The sequence below is a fragment of the Halalkalibacter suaedae genome (genome assembly GCF_017939705.1).
GTDB classification, from domain to species: Bacteria; Bacillota; Bacilli; order Bacillales; family Bacillaceae_D; genus Halalkalibacter; species Halalkalibacter suaedae.
The window spans coordinates 551,820-577,678 of sequence record NZ_JAGKSQ010000002.1; the positions used below are offsets into that span (position 1 = coordinate 551,820).

Here is a 25,859-nt window from a genome sequence, read left to right on the forward strand (position 1 = left end):
GATAGTACCCTACGAGTGAGAAAGGATGACTAGATTTGGATGCTGTTATTTTTGATCTAGAATTAATTAAACGATTTAGAAAAGGACAATTAAGTGAGATAGTAGAGATAGGTGCCTGCAAGGTTAATCTAAAACAAATGAAGATTGTTGATCAGTTTCAACAATACGTCCTTCCAAAGCATGGCCATATATCTAAAAGCACGAGAAAATTTATCAAAATGACTGAAGAGGATATAAATAATGCCATTCCATTTGACGAAGCCATTCAGCAATTTGCCGATTGGCTAGCTGAGGATTATTTCTTATGTTCGTGGGGGAAAGATGATCGTATGCATATCATTGACGAATCCATTCGTAAGAAAGTAGATTTGGGCTGGTTTAAGAACTACAATGACATTCAAAAAGTAATTGGTGCTGCGTTGACTACTGAAGGAACAAATCAAATAGGATTAAAGAATGCATTAATGCTTGCTGGCATCGAACCGGTTGGAAAAGCACATCGAGGAATTGATGATGCCATTAACACAGCCTACTTATTTATTAAATTTAATGATAAAATACAGCTCCAAACAAATACATTAACCGAGAAAGATATTAAATCGTATGAATTAAAATTTAAAAAGGCCAGATTAAAAAGTAAGATACAGCTTGGAAAACAGAAACTTACAACTAAAGAGAAATAGTTCTAAAAGCAAAAACACAAAAAAAGTGCCTCGATTAAAGAGACACTTCGTAAAAAAATTATTGTTCTTTTTTTGTTTTTTGGTCTTTTTCGTACTCATTTTCCCAGTAATCTGCATTTTTGATTCCTAGCTTTTTAGGATCAAATACAGGGTCAATCCCCTGCTTACTTTGCTTTTCAAAATCTTTCAATACGCGTAGGGCAGGTTTAGCTAAAATTAAGATCGCAATTAAATTTAACCATACCATAATCCCGAGACCGATATCCCCTAAGTGCCATGCGATATCCGATTTCCCAACCGATCCATAAAAGACCGATATAAGTAATATGATCTTTAGAATAAACATGGCTGCTTTGCTATACTTTCCTCGTATTAAGTAAGTGATATTCGTTTCAGCGATATAGTAATAAGCCATAATTGTTGTGAAGGCAAAGAAGAATAAGGCAACAGCAACGAAAGAAGCTCCAAAGCCAGGAATAGCCGATTCAATTGCAGCTTGAGTATACTCAGCTCCAGCTGGAATTTCACCAATATAGTTGACTAGATATTCTCCTTCATTATTTGGGTCAGCCACATTATACATCCCTGTAAATAAGATCATGAAAGCTGTCGCAGAACAGACTAGTAAAGTATCGATATATACAGAAAAAGATTGCACAAGACCTTGTTTTGCTGGATGGGATACTTCAGCCGCTGCAGCTGCGTGCGGTCCTGTTCCTTGTCCTGCTTCATTCGAATAGATTCCTCGCTTAACACCCCATGTAATAGCAAGACCGATGATTCCACCGAAGGCTGCGTCAGCACCAAAAGCACTACTGACAATTAAACCAATGACAGCTGGTAGCTCGGTAATATTAAATAAAATAATAATAATTGACAGAACAATGTAAGCTACAGCCATGAATGGAACTATGACTTGTGCTACATTTGCAATTCGTTTAACTCCACCAATAATAATAATACCAATAATAAGAACTAAGATGGAGGCAGTCACATACGTATTAATACTGAAAGCATTGTCCATTGCAATCGCAATTGAATTTGCTTGAATCCCAGGCATCAACAATGCCATTGCCAGTAATGCTGCTATCGCAAAAAGGATTGCATACCATTTCCAGCCAATTCCTTTTTCAATATAATAAGCTGGTCCCCCACGGTAAAGACCATCCTGCTTCTGCTTATACATTTGAGCTAATGTAGACTCAATAAAAGCACTGGATGCACCAATAAATGCAATCGTCCACATCCAAAAGACAGCACCAGGTCCTCCAAACGCAATAGCCGTTGCTGTTCCAGCTATATTACCGGTTCCAACACGTCCTGATAACGATAACGCAAGTGCTTGGAATGAAGAAATTCCGGCAGCTGAGCTTTCTCCACTAAATGTAAGTTTCAGCATATTTTTAAGATGCCTCACTTGGACAAAACGGGTCAAAATTGAGAATAATAGGCCAACACCAAGACAGAAATAAATCATCGGTGTACTCCATAGAGTACCATTGAGCCATTCTAAAAATACTTCCATTTCCAGATCCCCCTCGAAAGATAATTTTTCAAATATTGTAATAGTATAATGAAAGTTTTTGACTATGGCAATCTAATAATGTCTTAAATGAGCTGCATCCCGCCGGCAAGTTTGCAAAACTCACAACTAATTTATGTAAGCACTTTCATGTTCATTCTTTAAATTTAATAAATCCCCTATTCTCGGTAATACTAATCATAATGAGGAGGAGATATACTTGACTAATAATAAAACATCCACAGGAACCAATATTGATGAGGTGAAGCGATTAAATGCCGAATCTGGCTTAAGCTACAATGAGGCAAAAATACTCCTTGCACAGAAGTATCAAAAACAAAAGCAACGTCCGTAAACGTTAAAAGCCAGAATCATAGTTGATTCAGGCTTTTTGTAAGTCTGCGATTAACTGATATGACTTTAAACGCGATTCAAAACAATCAACATTCGTATTAATCATCAGCTCATCACAGCAATAATCATGTTGTAATTGAGTTAGCTTTTCGCCCACTTCCTCACGATTTCCAATCACCATTTTTTTGTTCATTTTACTAAGTAGTGCTTTATCATCCTTCAATTCCTGTTCATTTAAATGAGTTTTTTTGTACCAGTCAAGTGCCAGTTCCTCAGCTTTTTCTGTTCTTTCTGCACAGATGACAGAAACTGCAACGATTGTTTCCATTGTTCCAAGTCGTTGCTTATAATTTTCTCGGTAATTGCTAACAATACTTGGCCCATCTACATCACTCATGAAATGAGCAAATGCATAGGCCATTCCATTTTCAGCAGCTAGCTTGGCACTTTTCCGGCTCGTTCCAAGTAACCAGGGACGAGGTGAATCAACGGGTCTAGGTGATGCTTGTAGATTTGAGAATTGGTGGTCTTGAGGAAAGTCATGATTCAAAAAATGTAGTAATTCTTCCAAGGAATGAGGTAGATTCCAAACGCCTTTTAAATAATGGTCTGAAAGGGCCAATGAAGCTTCAGCCGGTCCACCGGGTGCACGTCCAATTCCTAAATCAATTCTGCCTGGAAATAAGGTCTCAAGCATATTAAAAACTTCTGCAATCTTGTAAGGCTTATAGTAAGGTAGTAATATTGCCCCTGCTCCAATCCGAATCGTTGCTGTTTGCGAGCCAATATGTGCTAGCATAATCTCCGGTGCAGAACAGGCCAAATTGTTTAAATCATGATGCTCTGCAATCCAATACCTTGAGTAGCCTAACTCCTCTCCTTTTTGAGCAAGTAAAACTGATTGCTGTAATGCCTCCTGTGCATTCATCCCTGATAAAATAGGAGCTTGATCTAATATGCTAAGCTTCATTCCTCCTGTTCCCTCAATTCTAAGTGAAATAACCCAATTTGATTTTCAATATATAAATTTGTTATTGAGGTTGAATACTGAGAAATCTTTGCTTGAAAATGAAGCTGTTTAGACGGAACTCTTACGGTGAACGTTTCGTTGTACAAGAGAGTTGTTATGTGATGGTACTCTTCACTACTCACTTGAAATGAAAAGGAGATCTTACGCGTACCCGCCTCACTTTTCTCTTGAAAATCATTTGTAATTAATTTAGTTTCATCTAGGTAAACATCCATATAAGTCCTCCTCTATCTTCTTCCAAGAAATCATAGCATCCAACTAAACCTCTTTACAAATTATTGATTTCACAAAAGAAAAAAGTCTAAAGGCTTTCTAACCCTTAGACTGTTCATTCCTATGACATTGATAAAATACCAACTATAGCGATGATAGGAAATGCATTAATAACTGCCATCCCAATGAACACACTAGTATTAACTAGTTTTTTTGTTTGTTCAGGGATGTCCTCGTTCGATAATAATTGCCTTCTTGAAATAACGATCGACCAAATGCCGAAAAATGCAATGATAATAACGATAGCTAACGGAAGCACGATCTCAGTTTGCGTTGCGACTTCATAGGTTGCTAGTTGCGTAAATCCGAGAACGACAAACAAAATTGGAATAATTTCAACTAGTGCGATTTTAAGAAAAAATTTTGATTGCTCTTTTTGAAAACTCTCAGCAGTAACCATTTGTTTTTCAATGATTCCTTCTTCCAAAGTCGACATCATCTTCCTAAAAACAAATCCAATTCCTACCACAGCTATTACTGTTGCTAGTACAAATAACCAAGCTGGACTCAAACCATCACCCCCTATATTAGGAAATATCTTCTATTTTAATTGATACTAAACTTTGCCGTCAACTAAATTAGGTCACTGTGACTAGGTTTATTCAACCAAATCACAGTGACCTTTTCATTTACACAAAGCGATTTATTTAGGTAGTTTCTTTTGTTTAAAATATAGCCCTAATTCTTTCTTCTCTTTCGCTAACGATTTGTACAGCGAGAGCATCATCAGTAGCATAATAAAAGAAAACGGAAATGCTGCTGCAATTAAGGCATTCTGTAATGCTTGAAGCCCACCGCTATATAACAAAATTAAAGCAACTGCAGATTGGGCAACACCCCATGTTAGCTTAACGGAATTAGGTGGGGTTAATGAACCATTTGTCGTTTGCATCCCGAGCACAAAAGTCGCCGAATCTGCTGATGTAATAAAGAATGTACTAATTAACGTGACAGCAACAATTGAAAGCAATGCCGACCATGGAAACTCATTAAAGATCGCAAATAACACTTCTTCAGTCGCAAATTGTGTCAAATCAACTCCTGAATTTTGAACCTCAATCGCAGCCGTACCAAAGACAGCAAACCATAGAAAGCTGACAAGTGCCGGAAGCAGCAGTACACCAATTATGAATTCACGAATCGTTCGGCCTCGTGAAACACGTGCAATGAAAATCCCGACAAATGGTGACCACGAAATCCACCAAGCCCAATAGAAAATCGTCCAACCATTGATCCAAGATCGATGCCCTTCATCTAATGGAGCAATTCGGAAACTCATTCTTGCTAAGCTTTGTAGATAAGTTCCTATTGTATCTGTGAACATATTTAAACTAAGAATTGTTGGTCCAGCAAAGAAAACGAGTAAAAATAAGGCGATAGCCAAAACCATATTTGTATTACTTAAGTACTTGATTCCTTTTCCTAACCCTGACCATGCAGAAATCATGAATAAAACAGTGACAACAGCTATGATAATAAATTGAACAGTGAAATTATTAGGTACACCTAATAAATATGAAAGTCCACCATTTATTTGTGCAGCACCAAAACCAAGTGTTGTAGCGACCCCAACGACTGTTGCAAATACAGCAATGACATCAACGACAACACCAAGAGGTCCCTCCATGCTTTTTCCGAGTACAGGCTTTAATGTTGCTGAGATGAGGCCAGGTTCACCTTTACGAAATTTAAAATAAGCTAGTGCTAATGCAACAAGAGCATAAATACCCCAAGCATGAATACCCCAATGGAAAAAGGTATATCTCATCGCTTCCTTATATGCTTCATTCGTTCCACCTTCGGCTAAGGGAGGTGTCATAAAATGAGAAAGCGGCTCAGCAGCACCCCAAAAGACAAGTCCAATCCCCATACCCGCACTAAATAACATCGCGAACCAGGTCCGCTTTGTATATTCAGGTTCTTCATCTGGTTTCCCTAATTTAATCGCACCTACAGGACTAAAAATCAGGAAAATACAGAAAATAACAATCGTTGTAACTAAGATAAGATAATACCAACCAAATGAAGTCGTAATAAACCCTTGTAGATTACCAGTCAGATCTTCAAAGCCTTGAGGTGCAATAACCCCAAAGATTACAGCAATCGCCACAAGGACAATAGTAATCCAAAACACATTAGATACTTTATTCATCTAATCACTCCCTACTTAATTTGTTCCTATGTACTCTTAAAGTCTTCCCTAAATCCGACAAAAAAAACGCAACTCCTTTATGCTAACAGATTTTAAAGAATACTACAAAAAAGAAGCTGTGATTAATCCTAACAGCTCCTCCCCTTCATAGTCTAACTTACTACTGCTGATTGGCTAACTCTAAAATATCTGCAAATGGCATCGGTCTTCCAAGTAAAAACCCTTGAAATTCATCACAACCTAGTTCTTCTAAGAACCTCATCTGTTCATTTGTCTCAATGCCTTCACCAACGACTTGAAGCTCAAGAGCATGTGCCATCATAATGACAGCACCGACAATCGTTGCCTGTTTCTTATCTGCTGTCAAGTCTGTTGTAAAGGAGCGATCAAGTTTAACACTATCCATTGGTAATGTTCGTAAATAACTTAAAGACGAGTACCCCGTACCAAAATCATCAATGGCTATTTGCACACCTAATGACTTCATTTGCTCTAGTATTGAAATTGTATCAGCTATATCAAGAATCGCAATATTTTCTGTGATTTCAAGAGTAAGCATTGAAGGTGCTAGATTCGTGACTTCTAATATTTTCTTGACCTTCTCAACCAGATGATTTTCCTCAAATTGCCTCACCGACAAATTAACTGCTACTTTAACATCGGTTATCCCACGATTCATAAGTTCTTTCACATCCCGACAAGCAGTCTCTAGGACAAATTGGCCAATTTCTAGAATCAATCCGTTTTCCTCTGCCATCGGAATGAATTCAGCAGGTGGAATGGGGCCATTAATAGGATCATTCCAGCGGACTAACGCTTCCATTCCAATGAATTTCTTCTGCATATTAAATTGGGGCTGGTAATAAACCTCCAATGCCTTATCTTCCACTGCTCTTGATAAATCGTTCGTCAAAGCACATTTTCTATTCACTTCAACATTCATGTTCTGATTAAAATATTGATAATTATTCCTACCATTTGCCTTCGCTTCATACATAGCAATCTCTGCATGTTTGATTAAATCATTGAAGTCACTTCCGTCATCAGGGTAAAAGCTTATACCAATACTCGCCTTCGTAAACAACGCCTGCCCGTTCACATGGAATGGTTTTGTAAAGCGATTCATCAATGAAGCAAGACTTATTTCTAGATTCTTAGAAGCTCTTTCAAAAGGAAGTACAAGCACAAACTCATCACCGCCATACCTAGCAATGACCCCATCCTCGCCAATCTCCTTTTTGATATGCTCCCCAATTGTAGCAAGTAATTGGTTTCCGACTGAATAACCTAAGGTATCATTAATATATTTAAATTGGTCTAAATCAAAATAAATGACTGAAAATGAAGATCGTTCTTCTTTTACTAACTCACCTATATAGGTCGAGGTAAATGCATTATTATAAAGTCCTGTTGCCACATCATGGATCGACGTGTATTCTAAGTCGATTAAATATCCCAGAAACGAAGCCATATTTGTAATTGTTTCAATATCATCACTTGAAAAAGGAAAAGTCTCTTGTTTTAAAACACATAACGTCCCAAAGATCATCCCATTTTTCAGAACAATCGGCACACCTAAATAAGCACCGATCCCTAAATAAGTAATCGGAAGGTTTGATACAAACTCATGCTGCGATGTATTTTCTATAATTAATGGCTCACGGCCATCTGGATAGAGAAGCTGTCAATAAGCATCTCGCAAAGGCTTTCGCTCTCTCTCAACAAAATTAACCTGATTTTCTCCATAAACTTTTAAAACAGAGAACCATTCTTCATCAATATGCGAGACAAAATACGTGCCATGTCCAATCATTTTGCTAAGTGTTTTCAACATATTTGTAGCTGCTTGATCAAACATCTTGTAATACGCTATGTCAGAATACGAAATATACAAAAATACTCTCCTACTTTCGATCACTATCATCTAGTTGTTTTATTCATTTTATGCATGGGTTGTAATGGGGAATAGAATCTCATTTGGAAATACTGATTTGTTCATTTTTACAAATAAGACATCGTCAATCCCTTTTATTTTAGGCTTTATACATACATTAATATCATCAAAGTCAGGAATGAAATAAAAAGAAATTTCATTAAATATTCCCGGTATAAAAGCAATCAGTTCCTCAAATAACAATGGTTTCTCACTAATCACTTCATATAGCTGCAAAACATTGTTCTCAATCTTGAAGATAAGGATAACATTCAATTCCTCAATATAGTATACAGCATCATGAAATACCAATAAACAGTAAAATGCAAGCAAACCCTCTGTATCCTTTGCATCTAATTGTGGTCGACATACTTTTTTTGAGTAAATATTGAAAATAATGGATAAATGCTCATTGTCTTGAAGCGGCTCTAACTTAGTAATGTCACGTGGAGTAAAGCCGCTAGGACGATCAAATTCGTATGTATATTCACATTCAGGTAATTCTACTAAGCCAAATTTCGGATAAAAGTCTAGGACAGATCGATTTGCAAAAAGAAATATAAGTTCTACTTCCTTTTCAAATTTCTTCAAAACATGATTTAGTAAAGCAGTCGACAATCCTTTTTTTCGATAGGTAGGATCTGTCATAACTGTGCCAATCTGAATAGCAGAAACGTCCTTCCCATCAATAACTAGATTCATCATGGTTGTAGAAACATTTGCAACAATTTTTTCTTTATCTAAAAAAGAATGACATATGTATAAATCATTCCAATATCCTCGCTTGTACCAAGGTTGAAAATCTAGTCCGAATACTTGTTTCGCTAGGTCATTGAAACTTTCTCTGTAGACAATATTGTTCTTATAATCACTGATTAATTTAAGTGAATTCATATGTTTATCCCCGATTTATCATTTAATTTTAATTGACTAATTTATTTTCTAACACACCGAGTCCCTCGATCACAACTTGCATCTCATCGCCAGGCTTAAGCCACTCTCTTTCGTCTTCAGGTACACCTAACATCACGCCCTCAGGTGTACCTGTTAAAATTAAGTCACCCGGCTGTAATGTCATATACTTTGATACATAGCTAATTATTTCACTAACATTAAAAATCATATCTTTAGTTGAAGAATCTTGTTTCTTTATTCCATTAACGTAGCAAGCAATATCCAGATCGTTTGGATTTGTGATCTCATCCTTAGTCACGACATAAGGGCCTATCGGACAGAATTGATCTAGACTTTTACCTAATAACCACTGAGACGTTTCGAATTGTAGATCACGAGCCGAAAGATCATTTGCGTTACAATAACCAAATACATAATTTAATGCTTCAGCTGGAGACACATTTTTTGCTTTTTTTCCTATCACAACACCGAGCTCTGCTTCATAATCGTACTGTTTTGCAACATCAGGTAACGAAATTGATTCGTGACTAGCTGCAAGAGCATTTTCAAATTTATTAAAAAGAATTGGGGATGTCGGTATCGGCATCTTTGATTCTTCGGCATGTTTTTTATAATTTAGACCAACACAAATAATTTTTTTACCTACTGGGACACATGGACCGTATTCAATCCCCTCTTCCTCAAAGACATTTCCTTCATCTAAAAACTCATTGATGGTGGCATCCGTTAACTCATACATCTCGTCTATCTTCTTCTTTAAAGGGACAATCGCTGAACCTCTTTTCATCGCTAACACCAATTCATCATTTTTTTTAAAGGTTAATAGCTTCATGATTTCTCCTTTCGTATTAGGTGATTAAATTTTCTCTTGCAATAAAGTTAAATATACTTCATTATACCAATAATTAGAAAGGGGAGGAACGATATGGAATGGCATAAAGATCATTACAGTATTAGTGATGACCGCATTAAAATTGATATTGACGCAGTCTTTGAATTATTATCAACGAGCTATTGGGCTGCAGATCGTCCAATAGAAGTAATAAAACTCAGTATAGAGCAATCAATTTGTTTTGGAATCTATTGTGAAGATCAACAAATTGGGTTTGCAAGAGTCGTGACAGATCAGGTTGTATTTGCATGGATTTGTGATCTAATCATTCACCCAAATTTTCGAGGCAACGGTCTAGGAAAATGGTTGATTCGGTGTATCATGGAACATCCAAGTATTCAAGTGAAATCATATGGACTCGCTACGAAAGATGCACATACACTCTATCAGAAATTCGGATTTAAACATGTTGATACAATGCAATTAAAGATTGATCAGCCTTCAAGCTGGAATCAATGATACGAAAAAACCCAACCAGTTAAAAGTTGGGTTTTGTTAAACTGTTACAGTGATATAATCTTTCCTTTACTTTTTGAGCAGTATCAGTCATTGCTAGTCCGCCAAGTGATGTTTCTTTCAATGTCCGAGGCATTTCTTTGCCAATTTGATACATTGCTCCAATCACTTCATCACAAGGAATACGGCTTTCAATACCTGCCAAGGCCATATCCGCTGCTGAAAATGCGATGGATGTACCAATCACATTACGTTTAATACAGGGAACCTCAACTAATCCCGCAACCGGATCACAGACAAGTCCAAGTAGTGACTTCATTGCAATCGCCGTTGCGTGTATCGCTTGCTTAGGAGAACCACCTTTTAATTCAACAATTGTTCCAGCGGCCATCGCAGTTGCAGAACCAATTTCAGCTTGACATCCACCAGCTGCACCTGAAATAAATGAACGATTTGCAATGATGTAACCGAGCATACTCGCAGTGAATAACCCCATTACTAACTCAGGATAAGGTATTCCTTGATTTTTATGAAGAGAGAATAACACTCCAGGTAGGACACCGGCAGAACCTGCTGTAGGTGTTGCAACAATAACCCCCATGCGGGCATTGCCCTCAGATGTTGCCATGGAGTAGATCATTGCATCACTTATCAACTCACCTGAAAGCGCTTTTCCGCTCCTAGTATATTCGAGCATTTTCACCGCATCACCGCCGGAAATCCCACTGGGAGCGACCGACTGATCTGCTACTCCTTGATCAACAGCTTCTTTCATTTTAATCAATCGTTCTTTCATCATATTCATAATCACAACTTGATCTTTGCCCGAATTCTCCACTTCCATCATAAGCATGATTTCAGCAATCGTTTTTTTCTCTTCAGTACATTGATACAATAATTCATCCATTGATTTGATATTCATGAATTACTATCTCCTTCTCTTGCTCCTAAAAGCAATTGATGATCTCGAACAAACTGAGAGATTTCGCTACCTGTGTTTAATCGAATATCAACCTTCATTTCATTAAGTAAGAAGATTTTGGCTAATCCGCCACCAATAGAAGCTCCGCCAACTTTGATCGTTCGATCGCCCCGACTAGCTCTGACAACCGTCGTATTAGGATGATCATAATAAGGGCAGTTTTCTTCAAGACGTAACTCATAGTGAAGGTTGCTACCCTTTGCTAACACGATTGCTTCTTTAATTCTTGCGTCATCTGTATTATAACCAAGTAATCCACCAAGCAGAGCTTTGTCCGTTCCATGCCCCTGATAAGTTTCTGAAAATGAATCATAGAAAGTAATCGTTGCCTGTTTCGGAGTCCCTTCTAACAGTTCATGTATAAACCTGCCAATTAACACAACACCGGCTGTGTGAGAACTCGAAGGACCGACCATGATTGGACCAATAATATCAAAACAACTTTTAAATTCCATCAAGTGACTCCCTTCTAGCTTGCCAATCTGCCATTCCACGAAAAAAAGGACAGAGGAAAGGTAAGCAAAAACATACCCTTCCTCTGTCCTTTTACCTGAAAGATTCCCTACTGAATTACAATATCCAGTAGTTTCCCCTTTGGTGGCATCAAAGCTCTCTCCAGAGGTGCGTCCAATTACAGTTCCTTTTACCTGAGAGTTTATACCCCAAGGTTTTTTTGGGATTTGCTCCTTCGGTGACAACATTGCCGTTGTGCTCTCCTGTAATCATCATTCGCAACTATTTCTTTTATTATATGCTAAATCGTATGTGAAGGTACACTATAACATGCGAATTAGTATGTATTTGCAATATAAAGATAACTCTGTGTAGTCACTACATACAATTCCGTTTGACTTTGGTTATATTGCCTAAACATCTTTGCCATACTTCCCAGTAATAAACCTCTTTTGCATAGAGAAGGCCACCAAAACAAGGTGGTTCTCACCTTATTTCAGCGGCCTAGTACGAAGACATTTCTTACACTTTAATTCCAAACTTCCTCAGCGATTTTAATTACATGACTAACCTTGCCCCACTGTTGCTCCTCTGTTAGCAGGTTTCCTTCCTCTGTTGAAGCAAAACCACATTGAGGACTAAGACAAATTTGATCTAAACCAATATATTCACTCGCTTCTTTAATGCGAGCTTTGATATTTTCAGGATTTTCAAGTTCACCATATTTTGAAGTAACAAGGCCTAAGACAACTTGCAAATCACTACGATTTACATAGCGTAGTGGTTCAAAGCCACCTGAACGCTCATCATCAAACTCAAGAAATAATCCGTCGACATCTAAACCACCAAAAATCGTTTTGGCAGCATTATCATACCCACCACTTGCTGTGTATGTTGATTTGAAATTCCCACGGCAAATATGCATCGTAATCACCATATCCTCAGGCTTATTCGCTATCGATTCATTGATTGCTCGAGCAAATAATTTCGCTAGTGTCTCTGGTTCTTGCCCTCTTGCAGCAATTTGTTTATGACCTGCTTCAGAGAAAAAGACCGCCCACGCAGTATCATCTAACTGAAGATAGCGACACCCAGCATCATAAAACGCTTGAATGACTTTTTGGTAAGTCACAATTAGATCCTCGAATAGGACCGAATGATCAGGATAGACTGCTTCTTCAATTGACCCTCTGAAAAATAACATATTAGGACTAGGAATCGTATATTTAGCGACATGATCACCAGCAATTTCATGTAGGAATTTATAGTCTTCGATCATCGGATGACTTGTGAAGTCAACCTTTCCAGACACTTTTAGGCCAAGTGGTTTTGTTTGAACTCCATGAAATTGAATACCTGACTCTGCCTGGTAGAGTTCGACACCGTCTAGCCCTGCAAGGAAATCAAAATGCCACCATGAACGCCTAAATTCTCCATCTGTAACTGCCTGCAGGCCAACTTCCTTTTGTTTCTGCACCAAACGAATGATTTCTTCATTTTCAACCAGCCGTAATTGCTCTGCTGATATTTCACCATTTTGTTTTTTTAACCTAGCTTCTTTTAAACGTTCTGGCCTTAAGAAACTTCCTACATGATCTGCACGAAACGGTGCTTTTGTTATTAGTTTTGTCATTTTCTCCATCTCCCATTTTAAATATCTTTTTAACTAGCTTTTTGAGTCTTTCTTGTAACTGAAACTTGATCAAAGCTTCCATATTTCTCCTTGACGAAAAGAAAAGCGACACCACCAAGTACACTAGGAATAGCAAATGCCATAAATGCATGCTGTGGTTCTAAATTTGTTGCTAATAATAGTCCAATTAGAACAGGGGCTAAAATAGCTCCTATTCGTCCAACACAGACTGTCACTCCAACTCCAGTCGTTCGAATTTCTCTAGGATAAAATTCAGAAATGTACGGGTTTGCTAGATTTTGAGTTCCAGCAGTGCAGGCACCACCTAAAGCAACTAAAACATATAGAACTAATACACTAGACGTCATGCTAAGGGCAACAAAACAAATCCCTCCTATAAAAAACATCATTACAAGAACACGACGATGACCAATTTTCTCAACTAAGTAGCCACCTAATAAAGACCCACCGATTTGACCAATTCCTAATACAAGGGTAAAGGAAAGACTTGATGTAATACCATAGCCTGCCCCTTGCATGATTTTTGGAAGCCATGTGTTTAATCCATAGATCATTAAAAGTGAACTAAAAACAACAATCCAAAATGCGAATGTACTACTTGCTCGATTATTCGAAAATAATTTTTTCACTGGAAAGCCTGTAGCCTGCTCCTTCACAGTTGCATACTCATAATCAGCTCTTTCAAGATACTTTCCTCTTGGATCAATTTTATTCAAGATACTCGCAATTTCCTTCCCCTTCTTCCTGAAAATATAATAGGAAAGAGACTCAGGAAATTGTTTTAGAAAGAATGGTAATACAAAAAGCGGAATGATCCCAAGATAATATAAGAATCTCCAGCCGAAATCCTCCATCAAATACATACCAACAAGTGATGCAGTAATTCCTCCAAGCGAATACCCGCAGTACATTGATGCGACGATGAGAGCCCGATTCTTTTTAGGTGAGTATTCCGTCATGATCGAAATGACAGCGGGCATTAACCCACCCATTCCTAAAGCAGCAATGAAACGCATGATGGTGAATATTGTCGCATTAGGTGCTAATCCAGCCAATAGAGTAAAGACACTAAATAATACCATACATATGGCTAGTACCTTTTTGCGTCCGATAATATCTGACATTAGACCAAGAACAAATGCTCCTATCATCATACCTACTAATGTATAGCTTCCGATCGCCCCCGCTTCGACTAACGTCAACCCATAATCCTCCATCATAAGTGGTAGACCAATTCCATACATAGCGATATCAAATCCATCAAACGCTATCGCAAAGAAACACCATAAAAATACTAATAAGTGAAATTTGTTAAACGAACTTGTAGCCACAACCTTAGACGTATTAATTGTTCCCATGTTCTACACCCCTATCTTTATCTATTTGTGTATAATAGCATGGGCTTTTGTTATAGACTAACTGAAAAAATCGATAGCTCGTTATAACTTGAAGCTATATCAAGGAGCAAAATAATTGATGATTTGTTCAAGCTCCTGTAAATAAAGGCGGGCCATCCTTGTTAATTGTGCTTTCTTATGTACAATCCACCCTACTGAGATCGTCTCGCTCTCCTCTAGTGGAACCGAAACAATGTTTGAACCATTTAAATCTGAATTTAAAATACCTGTTGATATAGTGTACCCATTTAATCCAATTAACAAGTTGAAAAGCGTCGCACGATCACTTACTTGTATGCTTTTCTTGTGTGGAATCGTACTAAAAATTTCCTCAGAGTAATAAAAGGAATTATATTCTCCTTGTTCAAATGACAAGCGAGGAAACTGTTCTAAATCTTCTAGGCTCACTGATGTTTTCTTTGCAAGCGGGCTCTCAGAACTCACAAAAATATGAGGATTCGCTTCAAACAGCAGATGAAATTCTAACCCTTCTTCCTTTAACATTTGCTTCATAATCTTTTCATTAAACGAACTCATATACAAAATTCCAATTTCGCTTCGTAGATTTTTGACATCTTCAATAATTTCATACGTTCTTGTTTCTCTTAAAGTAAATTGATACTCATCTGCTCCGTATTTCTTGATCATTTCGACATAGGCATTTACTGCAAATGCATAATGCTGTGTAGAAACAGATAATAGCTGCTGTGATGGTGTCGTATTAAAATAACGACGCTCGAGCAATTCCGTTTGTTCAACGATTTGTCTTGCATACCCAAGAAACTCGGCTCCATCAGGTGAAAGTGTAATCCCTCTAGTTGTCCTTGTAAAAATGGTAATACCTATTTCCTTTTCAAGCTCCTTAACTGCTTTCGATAAACTCGGCTGTGACAAATACAGTCTACGTGCAGCTTCATTAATTGAACCACAGAGGACAATTTCAATCACATATTTTAATTGTTGTATCGTCATATGATAGCTCCTTTTTTCCTTTTTATATACGTTCTAATAGCTCCAACAATTGACTACAAATCAAAAGCCTTCGGTAATCCCACCATCTCAAACTTCTAAAATCCACCAGTCCTAAAAACAAGAAATCTCTACATAAACAGCATCAATTAACTAACACTATCTTTAGAAATAAACAATGTTGAAAGGGAGTTGGTAGCATGGATTTAGAAAATAAAGTTGCAGAAGAGCTTCAACGAATGATGACACAAAATCTTGTCCCAATCTCAACTCAAGAAGACATTAATGAAATATCAGATCAATTACGAAATCATCAAATAACTCTTTCTGAAGTGGAGCAAAAGGATCCATTTGTTGTCGATTCTATTCATAAAGCAATGGATCGCATTAACAGAAGCGAGTAACGCAACTTACAATAATACTTTAAATATTATCCACCAAATTAAATCTATGTACCATCAACACATGGGGTAGCACTAGCCGTTATGTACTAGTGCTACCCTTATCAAGGTTGTCATCAGTTAGATCCTTAAACAAGATCCTTCTTATAACAAATACATGTAGTGAGATGATCATGAACCATTCCGCTCGCCTGCATAAAAGCATAACAAATAGTTGGACCAACGAATTTGAAGCCTTTCTTTTTCAAGGATTTACTCATTCGATCACTGATTTCTGTCGTTACCGGGACTTCATTCATTGCTTGCCAATGATTCACGATCGGCTTCCCATCGACGAAAGACCAAATATAATTCGAAAAGTTACCATATTCTTCTTCTATACTAAAATATCGTTTTGCATTTGTGATTGCAGCTCTTACTTTCAACTTATTTCGAATAATGCCAGAATCCTTTAATAAGCTTTGTACCTTCTCTTCATCATAGGCTGCAATTTTTTTTGGATCAAAATGATCAAACAGCCTACGATAATTATCACGTTTTTTTAGCACAGTATACCAGCTAAGCCCTGCTTGAGCACCTTCCAATAATAATAACTCAAATAACTTCTGATCATCATATTCAGGGACGCCCCATTCATGATCGTGATAATTAATATATAATGGGTCGCTATTTACCCAGTCACAACGTGCCATTAAATTCACCTCACTATATAAAAGTAAAAAAGGCAACAACCACCTCGGTTTGTCACCTTTTTTTGGCTTATTTAACAATCAATAACTTCTTCTTGCGTTCACGTAAAAACTTTCTCAAACCTTTAAAGAAATGACCATTAACCATCAGTAAAATTCCATCTAACATCGGCATATTTACAAGTCCACCTGTCATTCTCGCAATCCCTCTAAATGGCAAATGGTAGATCGACATCATGATCATATTCGCTGTATTTCTTTTGCCAATCTTCTTAAGGAACCAAAAAGAGAAAATAATTGAATAATAGGCAATCCGTGCAGACACACCCTTGGCATATTGGCACTGGGCTAACGTATCATTATAGCCGAGCGGTTTCGATCGATCCCATGTAGCCACAGGGACCTCACGTCCAATTAACGTTTCAAATTCTTCAATGCTAACGTCCTGTGCCTTACCAGAATAATAGGAAGGCAATTTCTCTTTTTCATAAGGAAGTGGTGCCCCAGTTCCTTTAACAAAAAAACTCTTCGATAATTTAATATCTGCACTTGATGCACCAACCATAATCTCGTAATTTGCTTCTTCTATTTCCCATTGATTTGTCTCAACATTAAAGTAACGAAACGTCTTATCATCAAAAGGAATCGTAATCGTCTTAGTCTCGCCAGCATTTATAAATACTTTTACAAAGCCTTTTAATTCTTTTTTCGGTCTAAATATATCCTTAGATTGACAACCAACATATAGTTGAGCAACTTCCATACCGGCAACATTTCCAGAATTCGTTAACTTAAAGGTCACGCCATATTCTTGGACTCGAATGTCAGAATACTCGAAAGTAGTGTAGCTTAATCCATATCCAAAAGGAAAAAGTACATCAACTTCTGCTGTATCATAATACCGATAGCCAATATATAAGCCTTCCCGGTACTCCACACTCACTTCTCCGCCTGGGAAGTTTTGGTAGGAAGGAGTGTCCCGATAGTGAAGTGGGTATGTCTCAGCCAGTTTCCCGGATGGATTTACATCCCCTGACAACACACGCAGAATCGCTCTTGCCCCTGCCTGGCCACCTAAATAGCCATGAAGAAGTCCTTTAACTTTAGGAATCCACGGCATTTCGATTGCTGAGCCGCAAGAAACAATTGCAATAATATTTGGGTTCACCTCGTGCAACGCATTCAATAGCTCGATCTGATTATCTGGAATCATCATACTTTGACGATCTAAACCTTCTGCCTCAGTTACCTCATCTAATCCAATATACAAAAGAACAACATCGGCTTCTTTAGCAAGTGCACATGCGGCAGCTACTTTTTTCGGACTCTTTTTACCGTAACGTTCAAACCCAGGTTCATAGCCAATACTCAGTATTCCTGATTCTTCAAAACAATCTAACGTATGATCTAAAATGGTTGGATTAACAATAGATGATCCAGCTCCTTGATAACGAGCATCCTTAGCAAAATCCCCGATTACCGCGACTCGCTTTCCAAAAGGAAGTGGTAGAATATTTCCTTCATTCTTAAGGAGAACAATCGATTCCTCTGCTACCTTTTGAGAGACGCGGTGATGTCGCTCTATATTGAAATCAACTCGGGGATTTTGGTAAACCCCTTCTGTCGAATAAATAAGCTCAAGTAACCGATCAACACACTCATCTAATACGCTTTCATCAATGGTTCCATTTTTAATTGCTTCGATGATTTCTTTATCCGTTTCTCCAGACGTTGACGGCATTTCCAACTCGTTGCCAGCGATTAATCCAGCGACACGGTCATTACTCCCGCCCCAATCTGTAATCACAGTTCCGTTGTAACCCCATTCTCCCCGGAGAATATCTTTCATTAAATGAAGATTTTCATTTGTGTACGTTCCATTCAATTTATTATAGGAAGACATGATTGATTTTGTATTGCCTTCTTTAACGGCAATTTCAAACGCAGTTAGATAGATTTCTCTAAGCGTCCGCTCATCAACAATCGTATCAATTGACATTCGTCTCTCTTCTTGGTTATTCACTGCAAAATGCTTAACACATGCCGAAACACCGTGTGATTGGATCCCACGAATATAACTTGCAGCCATTTTACCTGTTAGATAAGGATCCTCACTGAAATATTCAAAATTACGACCACATAGAGGATTCCTCTTCATATTAATACCAGGACCAAGTAAGACATTAACCTTTTGTGAAATCGCTTCTTCTCCTAGGTATTCGCCTACTCTTTCTCCAAGTTCAGCATTCCAACTATTTGCAACAGTTGCCGCTGTTGGATAACAGGTTGCTGGTAGACCAGCATTAAGACCTAATTTATCTGAAGAAACAGCTTGTCTTCTAATCCCGTGCGGTCCGTCTGCAAGAAATATACTATTAATTCCAAGACGTTCAATATCCTGAGATTGCCAGAAATCTTTTCCAGACATTAAAGACGCTTTCTCTTCTAACGTCATTTTTGCAATTAATTGTTTGTATTTCATCTCAATTCCTCTTTTATATTTTAGGCGGGCACTTTTAGGAAGAAACCGCTGAAAAACTTATTTTTTATTAGTAAAATTTTATTTTTTTGACTATAAAATATTCTACTATAAATACCATATTATTTCTAATATTTCTTTGGTAGAAAGAGTGAATGCAGAGCAAATAAAAAGAAGCAGGAACCAGTTGGTCCCTGCTTCACTACCTTTTACTTATTCCTTTTCAGGTTCTTGTTTGAAAATCACTTTAAAGATCGGGAAGAATACCCAGAAGGCAATCGCACTGTTTATAATCATTGTAATGACATCAGCGGCCGTTTCCCCTGCGGCTCCTAGCCCCCATGTATTCATTAACAAGTCATAGATTGGTGCTTTGTAGAAGCCTTGAGCTGCTGCTGCACCGATTGTAATTAGAATATATGCGATCACATACCAGAATGCAGCTCGCCAAATATTACTATTTGATTTAAAGGTTATACTTCTTTGTGCAAAGAAGTTAATAATCTGAGCAATGGCGATCGTAATCTGAACTGCTAGGAAATAAGCAAGTCCTCCACCGCCACCCTCTGAAAGGGCACCAGCTGCATAATCAAATACATAGTAAGGCGATCCATCAAAATTGCTACCAAACTGCAAAACTTGGAAGTCTTCATTTACTAATGATGTCTTGGCAAAGATCCCTTTAAATAATGGCATTAAGACAATCTGTAGAGCTGTAATACCATTACTCAATACAAAGAAAACTAAGAATTGGGAGATCGTAGGGTGTTTTTCCTTGTATCTCGCCCATGCACCGTGCTTTTTTTTATCATTTAGATCATTACTCATTTTTGACCTCTCCTTTACCGCCTTTGGTTAGTATCAACTATTGGCTTTTAGCGACCTTTAACATCTTACTTCTTTCCTTTAACACGTGTCGCAAACCTTTGAAGAAGTGTCCGTTAACCATCATTAGGATTCCGTCTAGCATTGGCATGTTCACAACGCCACCTGTCATTCTTGCCACGCCTCTAAATGGCATATGATAGATTGACATCATAATAATATTCGCTGTGCTTCTTTTTCCGATTTTGTTTAAAAACCAATGTGAGAAGACGATAAGACCAAAGGCAAATCGTGCAAAGGCTCCCTTTGCATATTGGCACTGAGCAATCGTGTCATTATAGCCAAGTGGTTTAGAGCGGTCCCATGTGGAAACAGGCACTTTTCGTCCAAGGAGGTCTTCAAACTCTTCTTCACTTACATTATTTACTTTACCAGAATAATAGGATGATAATGTCCCGCTCTCATAAGGAAGTGGTGCACCCGTACCTTCGATAAAAATTGTGTTTGTTAAACGTATATCCTCACTCGATGCCCCGATCATAATCTCGTAGCTTGCTTGTTCGATTTCCCACTTATTCGTTTTCACATTAAAGTAACGAAATGTCTTATCATCGAAAGCAATCGTCATTGTTTTTGTTTGCCCAGGATTTAAAAACGTCTTTCCAAAACCTTTTAGTTCCTTCTTCGGTCTAAAAATCGCCTTCGATTGGCAGCCAACGTAGAGCTGAGCTACTTCCATTCCCGCCATATTTCCTGTGTTTGTGATAGTGAAAGTCACTCCATCTTTTGTAACTTTCAGATCCGAGTACTGAAACGACGTGTAGCTTAGCCCGTAACCAAACGGAAAGAGAACATTGATTCCAGCCGTGTCGTAATAACGATAGCCTATATAAAGGCTTTCTCTGTATTCTACACTCACTTCTTTACCTGGGAACTGATGGTATGCTGGTGTGTCCTCATAACGAATCGGGTACGTTTCTGCCAGTTTCCCTGATGGATTAACTTCACCTGTTACAACACGAAGAATTGCTTTAGCTCCAGCTTGACCACTTAAATACGCATGTAATAAACCTTTCACTTTATGAATCCATGGCATTTCAACTGCAGCACCGCATGATAGAATTGCAACAATATTTGGGTTTACTTTATACAAAGCATCCAATAAATCTCTTTGATTTTCAGGAATCCTCATACTTTGTCTGTCTAAACCCTCTGCCTCCGTCGCTTCATCAAGACCAATATACAACAGTACAACGTCCGCTTCTTTTGCTAGTGCACATGCCTTGTCGATTTTCTTCTGATTCTTCTTTCCATATCGTTCAAAACCAGGTTCAAATCCAATATTTTCTATGCTAGATTGAGCAATACAATCCAATGTATTATCCAAGATTGTTGGATTAACAATCGATGACCCAGCACCTTGGTATCTTGCTTCTTTAGCAAATTCACCAATCGTCGCTACCTTGACACCCTTTTTAAGTGGCAGGATATTTCCTTCGTTTTTGAGAAGGACAATTGATTCCTCTGCCACTTGCTGTGCAACTAGATGGTGCGATGCGACATCGATCTCTTTTTGATAGGGTTTATTGTATACTTCCTCGGTTGTAAAAATAAGATCTAGCAAGCGATCAACACATCTATCTAGTACGTCTTCTGTGATCTTCCCTGTTTTGATTGCTTGAATAATTTCTTGATTCGTCTCACCAGCGGTTGTTGGCATTTCTAATTCATTTCCAGCGATTAATCCAGCAACTCGGTCGTTGCTCCCACCCCAATCGGTAACAACAACACCATCATAGTCCCATTCTTCACGGAGGATTTCTTGCATCAAATGAATATTTTCATTTGTGTACTCACCATTCAGCATATTATAGGCAGACATGACCGTTTTCGTTTGACCTTCCTTTACAGCTATCTCAAAACCAGTTAGATAGATCTCTCTTAACGTTCGTTCATCAACAATCGTATCAATCGACATCCGTCTTTCTTCCTGATTGTTAGCAGCAAAATGCTTAACACAAGCAGAAATTCCGTGCGATTGGATTCCTTTGATATAACCTGCTGCTAACTTACCAGCAAGATAGGGATCCTCACTAAAATATTCAAAATTACGTCCACATAGTGGATCTCGCTTCATATTAATGCCAGGTCCAAGCAACACATTGACCTTTTGTGCAACAGCTTCTGTTCCTAGGTATTGTCCTATTTTTTCACCAAGTGCGGTATTCCAACTATTTGCAACAGTCGCAGCAGTTGGAAAGCAAGTTGCAGGAAGGCTTTCATTTAGACCCAAGTGATCAGCTGCTTCTGCTTGTTTTCTAATTCCGTGCGGGCCATCCGCTAGAAAGATATTATTGATGCCAAGACGTTCAATGTCTTGTGTTTGCCAGAAGTCTTTTCCAGACATTAGCGAAGCCTTCTCTTCTAATGTCATTTGTTTGATGATGTGATCGTATTTCATTAGATTACCTCTTCTTGTATGTTTAGGAAGGTACGTTACTAGCAGGACCCTCAATACAGTTTTTTATTTGAGCTATCATTCGACATTGTATGGGTTTTCATTATGCACTATTAACGTTAACGCATCTTCAAAGATATCACCATCAACCAAAAGTTACGTGGAGGAACTTTTAGTTTACAACAACAAAAAAAGCCGATCTGATAGGCATCTCGCACATCAAAACGACTTACTTTTTTCTTTTACGTAGCTTTGGAATAGCAACACAGACTTAGATTGAATGCCTCTTTTTCTGAAAACTAGATAAATATTTTGAGGGATTTTTTCTTTTAATTTAATGATCTTTAACTCTTCATCCAAGTACGCTTCTTCCACAAAATCGATCGAGACAACAGCAACACCATTTAATTTACATAATCGATGTGCTGTAATAATACTACCAAATTCATGAACAACATTAGGTGTATATCCGTGCTCAAGGCATTTAACTAGGAATTGATTTTCCTGCTCGGCACCGACCGATTTGACCACAAGAGATTCATTTTCTAGTTCTACTAAAGAAATCTCGTCTTTTTCAGCTAATGGATGGCTTTTAGAAACGACGATGACAACTTCTCCAGGAGCAATCATTTCATATTCACAATCCTCTATTTCATCAGGCTCCATCACTAATCCAACATCGATTTCATCTTGGAACAAGCGACTTAGCGGATACTCATCCGGATATTCTCGTAGCTTGATTTGAATATCTGGATTGATTTCAGAGAAACGATATAAATAATCTATCGGCAATAATGATGTTGCTGAATAGGTGACCACGACATTCAAAGTACCGTTCTTACCACTAATAATGCTAATTTCTTTCTTGATATCTTCCATAAGATAACGAATATGCTTTGCTCGTGCATGTAATAGCTCACCAGCCTTTGTCGCTTCCATTCCGCGTGGCCCACGATAGAATAACTCTGTTTCCAATTCCATTTCTAGTTGCTTAATCATCTTACTAATTCCTTGTGGCGTAATATATAGATCCTTAGCGGCTGCAGTCACACTCTTTTTTTCATACACTTTTATGAAGTATTCCAATGCTTCAGTATTCATACTAATTCCTTTCGTTGTCACGGACTCATCAATAGTATTAGTATAGTATATTTTATTTCATTTTCATTTTACAACCTTAATTTCTTATTTCTAGTGGATAAGGAGACAAATTTCAACAAATTTCTATACAAATCTTTGCTTAGCCCCTTAAATCCAGTTGCTAAATCACAATGAATATGGAAGAATAAACTAACGATAAACAATGGATGTAACAGTAAGGAGAATAAATTATGTATGATTACTTAATAGTAGGTGCTGGCTTGTTTGGCTCGGTGTTTGCTTATGAAGCGAAAAGAAGAGGAAAAACATGCTTAGTTATCGACAAAAGAAACCATATAGGTGGTAATGTCTACAATGAGGAAATAGCAGGCATTAATGTTCATAAGTACGGTGCCCATATCTTTCATACAAACAATAAGAAGATTTGGGATTACGTCAACAGCTTCGTCGAATTTAACCGGTACACAAATGCTCCTATTGCCAATTACAATGGAGAATTGTACAATCTCCCCTTTAATATGAATACATTTAACAAACTATGGGGAATTATTACACCAGAACAAGCGAAACAAAAAATTGAAGAACAAAGGAAAGCCGCGGGAATAACTGATCCCAAGAACCTAGAAGAACAAGCGATATCTCTTGTTGGAACAGATATTTATGAAAAGCTAATCAAAGGCTACACTGAGAAACAGTGGGGCCGTTCGGCCAAAGACTTACCGGCCTTTATTATAAAAAGACTTCCGGTTCGTTTCACCTATGACAATAACTATTTCAACGACAAATACCAGGGAATTCCTATTGGCGGTTACAATGTCATGATTGAGAAAATGCTTGAGGGCGTTGAAGTTAGAACAGACGTTGATTTCTTTGAAGAAAGAGAATCATTTGAGAAACTAGCAAACAAAATCGTTTACACAGGCATGATTGATCAGTATTTCGACTATCAACATGGGATTTTAGACTACCGAAGCTTACAATTTGAAACTAAGGTATTAGACATCGATAACTATCAAGGTAATGCAGTAGTTAATTACACCGATAAGGAAACACCATATACTCGTATCATTGAGCATAAGCATTTTGAATTCGGTACTCAGGATAAGACGGTAATCACAGAAGAATACCCAACCGAATGGCAACAAGGCGATGAACCTTATTATCCAATCAATGACGATAAAAATAACGAAACGTATAAAAAATACAAAGCTTTAGCTGACAACGAATCAAATGTCATCTTCGGTGGTAGACTCGCTACCTACAAATACTATGACATGCACCAAGTGATCGGGTCTGCACTAACTACAGTTGAGAAAGAGCTTGGAGATTTGGGATAACTTCATGAAGACAAGTGTGGGACAACTTTAGTAATGTCCCACACTTGTTTTATTTTAAAGAGACATAGATACAATACTATACCTCTCTTTATGGTCCATCTCTATTTTTGGATATATATGTTAATATAAAAATAGAGTCTCATAAATATGAAAGTTGGAATGTTTACACTAAGTTAACAGATGTAATCACTTAACAGGAGGTAGCATTATGAAAAAGCAGTGGTCAATTGGTATTTTTCTATTTGACGAGATTGAGGTTCTTGATTTTGCTGGGCCTTTTGAAGTGTTTTCTGTTACGACATATGAAGATTTTACAACGAGAGCATTCTTAGTAAGTACTGTTTCTGAAACGGGCGAAATGATTCACGCAAGAAACGGTTTAAAAGTTCAACCAGACTATAGCTTTGAAAATATGCCTACTTTCGATATTCTTGTGATCCCAGGCGGACCTGGTGCACGAGAAACTCAGATTCATAATAAGCGAGTTATCGAGTGGATAGCTAATCAAATGAATCAGGTAAGCATAATGACTTCAGTTTGTACGGGGGCTTTTTTATTAGCGAAAGCAGGATTACTTGACGGTAAAGTGGCGACAACTCATTGGCTAAGTTACGACAGATTTGAAAGTGAATTCCCAGTTGTAACACTAAAGAGAAATGTTAAGTTCGTTGATCAAGGAAATATAGTCACTTCCGCAGGAGTATCAGCTGGAATCAACATGTCCTTTCATATTGTGAAACGTCTGTTAGGAAAAGACATCGCATCGAAGACAGCCCGAGGAATGGAATACGATATCATAATCGAGTAATATTTTTTCGCCTTGCCTTTTAATATAAAGTAGAAGAGCTGAATTAATGCTGTAATTAATACAAAAACAGTTGAAGCCATTTGCTTCAACTGTTTT

General features: G+C 37.7%; 25 protein-coding genes and 1 riboswitch. Of the genes, 6 read left to right on the forward strand and 19 right to left on the reverse strand.

The window, feature by feature from the left end; genetic code table 11:
- Positions 1-35: 35 nt before the first annotated feature.
- The gene (locus J7W16_RS06805; RefSeq protein WP_210596515.1) at positions 36-683 is read left to right on the forward strand and encodes a 3'-5' exonuclease; all 648 of its coding nucleotides are present in this window, start codon (positions 36-38) and stop codon (positions 681-683) included.
- Between the two features lie 58 nt (positions 684-741).
- Here J7W16_RS06805 and J7W16_RS06810 read toward each other — a convergent pair whose 3' ends face one another.
- Positions 742-2,208 (reverse strand): alanine/glycine:cation symporter family protein, encoded by a 1,467-nt coding sequence (locus tag J7W16_RS06810; protein ID WP_210596516.1) that lies wholly within the window; start codon positions 2,206-2,208, stop codon positions 742-744.
- Between the two features lie 217 nt (positions 2,209-2,425).
- Between J7W16_RS06810 and J7W16_RS22140 the strand changes: the two genes are divergently transcribed.
- A complete protein-coding gene (locus J7W16_RS22140; protein WP_283246027.1) occupies positions 2,426-2,560 on the forward strand; it encodes a hypothetical protein in 135 nt (44 codons plus the stop codon).
- A gap of 27 nt (positions 2,561-2,587) precedes the next feature.
- Here the strand turns inward: J7W16_RS22140 and J7W16_RS06815 are convergent, their stop codons facing one another.
- The 8 genes from J7W16_RS06815 to J7W16_RS06850 form a co-directional block, all read right to left on the reverse strand.
- Complete coding sequence (locus J7W16_RS06815) at positions 2,588-3,529, reverse strand: LLM class flavin-dependent oxidoreductase (RefSeq protein ID WP_210596517.1); 942 nt, start codon at positions 3,527-3,529, stop codon at positions 2,588-2,590.
- On the reverse strand, positions 3,526-3,804 hold the full coding sequence (locus tag J7W16_RS06820; RefSeq protein ID WP_210596518.1) for a DUF3219 family protein: 279 nt from the start codon (positions 3,802-3,804) through the stop codon (positions 3,526-3,528). The genes J7W16_RS06815 and J7W16_RS06820 overlap by 4 nt, the downstream gene beginning before the upstream one ends.
- 119 nt (positions 3,805-3,923) lie before the next feature.
- Positions 3,924-4,373, reverse strand: coding sequence for a hypothetical protein (locus J7W16_RS06825; RefSeq protein WP_210596519.1), 450 nt, complete (start codon positions 4,371-4,373; stop codon positions 3,924-3,926).
- A gap of 132 nt (positions 4,374-4,505) precedes the next feature.
- The gene (locus J7W16_RS06830; protein WP_210596520.1) at positions 4,506-6,014 is read right to left on the reverse strand and encodes a glycine betaine uptake BCCT transporter; all 1,509 of its coding nucleotides are present in this window, start codon (positions 6,012-6,014) and stop codon (positions 4,506-4,508) included.
- A 160-nt stretch (positions 6,015-6,174) separates the two neighbouring features.
- A complete protein-coding gene (locus tag J7W16_RS06835) occupies positions 6,175-7,665 on the reverse strand; it encodes an EAL domain-containing protein (RefSeq protein ID WP_346726912.1) in 1,491 nt (496 codons plus the stop codon).
- Positions 7,666-7,698: 33 nt separating this feature from the next.
- A complete protein-coding gene (locus J7W16_RS06840; RefSeq protein WP_210596522.1) occupies positions 7,699-7,908 on the reverse strand; it encodes a hypothetical protein in 210 nt (69 codons plus the stop codon).
- A 48-nt stretch (positions 7,909-7,956) separates the two neighbouring features.
- Positions 7,957-8,841 (reverse strand): GNAT family N-acetyltransferase, encoded by an 885-nt coding sequence (locus J7W16_RS06845; protein WP_210596523.1) that lies wholly within the window; start codon positions 8,839-8,841, stop codon positions 7,957-7,959.
- A 28-nt stretch (positions 8,842-8,869) separates the two neighbouring features.
- Complete coding sequence (locus tag J7W16_RS06850; RefSeq protein WP_210596524.1) at positions 8,870-9,694, reverse strand: fumarylacetoacetate hydrolase family protein; 825 nt, start codon at positions 9,692-9,694, stop codon at positions 8,870-8,872.
- A 93-nt stretch (positions 9,695-9,787) separates the two neighbouring features.
- Here J7W16_RS06850 and J7W16_RS06855 point away from each other — a divergent pair, with 93 nt between their 5' ends.
- Positions 9,788-10,213, forward strand: coding sequence for a GNAT family N-acetyltransferase (locus tag J7W16_RS06855; protein WP_210596525.1), 426 nt, complete (start codon positions 9,788-9,790; stop codon positions 10,211-10,213).
- Between the two features lie 19 nt (positions 10,214-10,232).
- On the opposite strand, the gene sdaAA is transcribed toward J7W16_RS06855, so the two are convergent.
- From sdaAA to J7W16_RS06880, 5 genes are all read right to left on the reverse strand, one after another.
- Positions 10,233-11,132 (reverse strand): L-serine ammonia-lyase, iron-sulfur-dependent, subunit alpha, encoded by a 900-nt coding sequence (sdaAA, locus tag J7W16_RS06860; RefSeq protein ID WP_210596526.1) that lies wholly within the window; start codon positions 11,130-11,132, stop codon positions 10,233-10,235.
- Complete coding sequence (locus J7W16_RS06865) at positions 11,129-11,647, reverse strand: serine dehydratase beta chain (RefSeq protein WP_210596527.1); 519 nt, start codon at positions 11,645-11,647, stop codon at positions 11,129-11,131. The genes sdaAA and J7W16_RS06865 overlap by 4 nt, the downstream gene beginning before the upstream one ends.
- 169 nt (positions 11,648-11,816) lie before the next feature.
- Positions 11,817-11,921: riboswitch (glycine riboswitch) on the reverse strand.
- A gap of 253 nt (positions 11,922-12,174) precedes the next feature.
- Positions 12,175-13,278: a 5-methyltetrahydropteroyltriglutamate--homocysteine S-methyltransferase gene (locus tag J7W16_RS06870; RefSeq protein ID WP_210596528.1), complete on the reverse strand. Its 1,104-nt coding sequence runs from the start codon at positions 13,276-13,278 to the stop codon at positions 12,175-12,177.
- 29 nt (positions 13,279-13,307) lie between these two features.
- The gene (locus tag J7W16_RS06875) at positions 13,308-14,657 is read right to left on the reverse strand and encodes an MFS transporter (RefSeq protein ID WP_210596529.1); all 1,350 of its coding nucleotides are present in this window, start codon (positions 14,655-14,657) and stop codon (positions 13,308-13,310) included.
- Positions 14,658-14,756: 99 nt separating this feature from the next.
- The gene (locus tag J7W16_RS06880; RefSeq protein WP_210596530.1) at positions 14,757-15,668 is read right to left on the reverse strand and encodes a LysR family transcriptional regulator; all 912 of its coding nucleotides are present in this window, start codon (positions 15,666-15,668) and stop codon (positions 14,757-14,759) included.
- Between the two features lie 197 nt (positions 15,669-15,865).
- On the opposite strand from J7W16_RS06880, the gene J7W16_RS06885 reads away from it, so the two are divergent.
- Entirely contained in the window at positions 15,866-16,069 is a 204-nt protein-coding gene (locus tag J7W16_RS06885) for a hypothetical protein (RefSeq protein ID WP_210596531.1), read from the forward strand.
- Positions 16,070-16,194: 125 nt separating this feature from the next.
- On the opposite strand, the gene J7W16_RS06890 is transcribed toward J7W16_RS06885, so the two are convergent.
- The 5 genes from J7W16_RS06890 to J7W16_RS06910 all read right to left on the reverse strand — a co-directional run bounded on the left by J7W16_RS06890 (position 16,195) and on the right by J7W16_RS06910 (position 23,618).
- Positions 16,195-16,758, reverse strand: a complete 564-nt coding sequence (locus tag J7W16_RS06890) for a DNA-3-methyladenine glycosylase I (RefSeq protein ID WP_210596532.1) — start codon at positions 16,756-16,758, stop codon at positions 16,195-16,197.
- 67 nt (positions 16,759-16,825) lie between these two features.
- The gene (locus J7W16_RS06895; protein WP_210596533.1) at positions 16,826-19,237 is read right to left on the reverse strand and encodes a beta-glucosidase family protein; all 2,412 of its coding nucleotides are present in this window, start codon (positions 19,235-19,237) and stop codon (positions 16,826-16,828) included.
- 210 nt (positions 19,238-19,447) lie between these two features.
- Positions 19,448-20,062 (reverse strand): hypothetical protein, encoded by a 615-nt coding sequence (locus J7W16_RS06900; protein ID WP_210596534.1) that lies wholly within the window; start codon positions 20,060-20,062, stop codon positions 19,448-19,450.
- A gap of 37 nt (positions 20,063-20,099) precedes the next feature.
- Positions 20,100-22,520, reverse strand: coding sequence for a beta-glucosidase (locus J7W16_RS06905; RefSeq protein WP_210596535.1), 2,421 nt, complete (start codon positions 22,518-22,520; stop codon positions 20,100-20,102).
- A 216-nt stretch (positions 22,521-22,736) separates the two neighbouring features.
- A complete protein-coding gene (locus tag J7W16_RS06910) occupies positions 22,737-23,618 on the reverse strand; it encodes a LysR family transcriptional regulator (RefSeq protein ID WP_210596536.1) in 882 nt (293 codons plus the stop codon).
- Positions 23,619-23,848: 230 nt separating this feature from the next.
- On the opposite strand from J7W16_RS06910, the gene glf reads away from it, so the two are divergent.
- Together glf and J7W16_RS06920 are read left to right on the forward strand one after the other, a co-directional pair.
- Entirely contained in the window at positions 23,849-24,955 is a 1,107-nt protein-coding gene (glf, locus tag J7W16_RS06915) for a UDP-galactopyranose mutase (RefSeq protein ID WP_210596537.1), read from the forward strand.
- Positions 24,956-25,163: 208 nt separating this feature from the next.
- Complete coding sequence (locus J7W16_RS06920; protein WP_210596538.1) at positions 25,164-25,763, forward strand: DJ-1/PfpI family protein; 600 nt, start codon at positions 25,164-25,166, stop codon at positions 25,761-25,763.
- Positions 25,764-25,859: the final 96 nt, after the last annotated feature.

Excerpts from the sequence above, each read along its gene's own strand:
- J7W16_RS06810 (WP_210596516.1), bottom strand. The coding sequence starts at position 2,208 with ATGGAAGTATTTTTAGAATGGCTCAATGGTACTCTATGGAGTACACCG.
- J7W16_RS06815 (WP_210596517.1), bottom strand. The coding sequence starts at position 3,529 with ATGAAGCTTAGCATATTAGATCAAGCTCCTATTTTATCAGGGATGAAT.
- J7W16_RS06820 (WP_210596518.1), bottom strand. The coding sequence starts at position 3,804 with ATGGATGTTTACCTAGATGAAACTAAATTAATTACAAATGATTTTCAA.
- J7W16_RS06830 (WP_210596520.1), bottom strand. The coding sequence starts at position 6,014 with ATGAATAAAGTATCTAATGTGTTTTGGATTACTATTGTCCTTGTGGCG.
- J7W16_RS06845 (WP_210596523.1), bottom strand. The coding sequence starts at position 8,841 with ATGAATTCACTTAAATTAATCAGTGATTATAAGAACAATATTGTCTAC.
- J7W16_RS06850 (WP_210596524.1), bottom strand. The coding sequence starts at position 9,694 with ATGAAGCTATTAACCTTTAAAAAAAATGATGAATTGGTGTTAGCGATG.
- J7W16_RS06855 (WP_210596525.1), top strand. The coding sequence starts at position 9,788 with ATGGAATGGCATAAAGATCATTACAGTATTAGTGATGACCGCATTAAA.
- sdaAA (WP_210596526.1), bottom strand. The coding sequence starts at position 11,132 with ATGAATATCAAATCAATGGATGAATTATTGTATCAATGTACTGAAGAG.
- J7W16_RS06865 (WP_210596527.1), bottom strand. The coding sequence starts at position 11,647 with ATGGAATTTAAAAGTTGTTTTGATATTATTGGTCCAATCATGGTCGGT.
- J7W16_RS06870 (WP_210596528.1), bottom strand. The coding sequence starts at position 13,278 with ATGACAAAACTAATAACAAAAGCACCGTTTCGTGCAGATCATGTAGGA.
- J7W16_RS06875 (WP_210596529.1), bottom strand. The coding sequence starts at position 14,657 with ATGGGAACAATTAATACGTCTAAGGTTGTGGCTACAAGTTCGTTTAAC.
- J7W16_RS06880 (WP_210596530.1), bottom strand. The coding sequence starts at position 15,668 with ATGACGATACAACAATTAAAATATGTGATTGAAATTGTCCTCTGTGGT.
- J7W16_RS06885 (WP_210596531.1), top strand. The coding sequence starts at position 15,866 with ATGGATTTAGAAAATAAAGTTGCAGAAGAGCTTCAACGAATGATGACA.
- J7W16_RS06890 (WP_210596532.1), bottom strand. The coding sequence starts at position 16,758 with ATGGCACGTTGTGACTGGGTAAATAGCGACCCATTATATATTAATTAT.
- J7W16_RS06895 (WP_210596533.1), bottom strand. The coding sequence starts at position 19,237 with ATGAAATACAAACAATTAATTGCAAAAATGACGTTAGAAGAGAAAGCG.
- J7W16_RS06900 (WP_210596534.1), bottom strand. The coding sequence starts at position 20,062 with ATGAGTAATGATCTAAATGATAAAAAAAAGCACGGTGCATGGGCGAGA.
- J7W16_RS06905 (WP_210596535.1), bottom strand. The coding sequence starts at position 22,520 with ATGAAATACGATCACATCATCAAACAAATGACATTAGAAGAGAAGGCT.
- J7W16_RS06910 (WP_210596536.1), bottom strand. The coding sequence starts at position 23,618 with ATGAATACTGAAGCATTGGAATACTTCATAAAAGTGTATGAAAAAAAG.
- glf (WP_210596537.1), top strand. The coding sequence starts at position 23,849 with ATGTATGATTACTTAATAGTAGGTGCTGGCTTGTTTGGCTCGGTGTTT.
- J7W16_RS06920 (WP_210596538.1), top strand. The coding sequence starts at position 25,164 with ATGAAAAAGCAGTGGTCAATTGGTATTTTTCTATTTGACGAGATTGAG.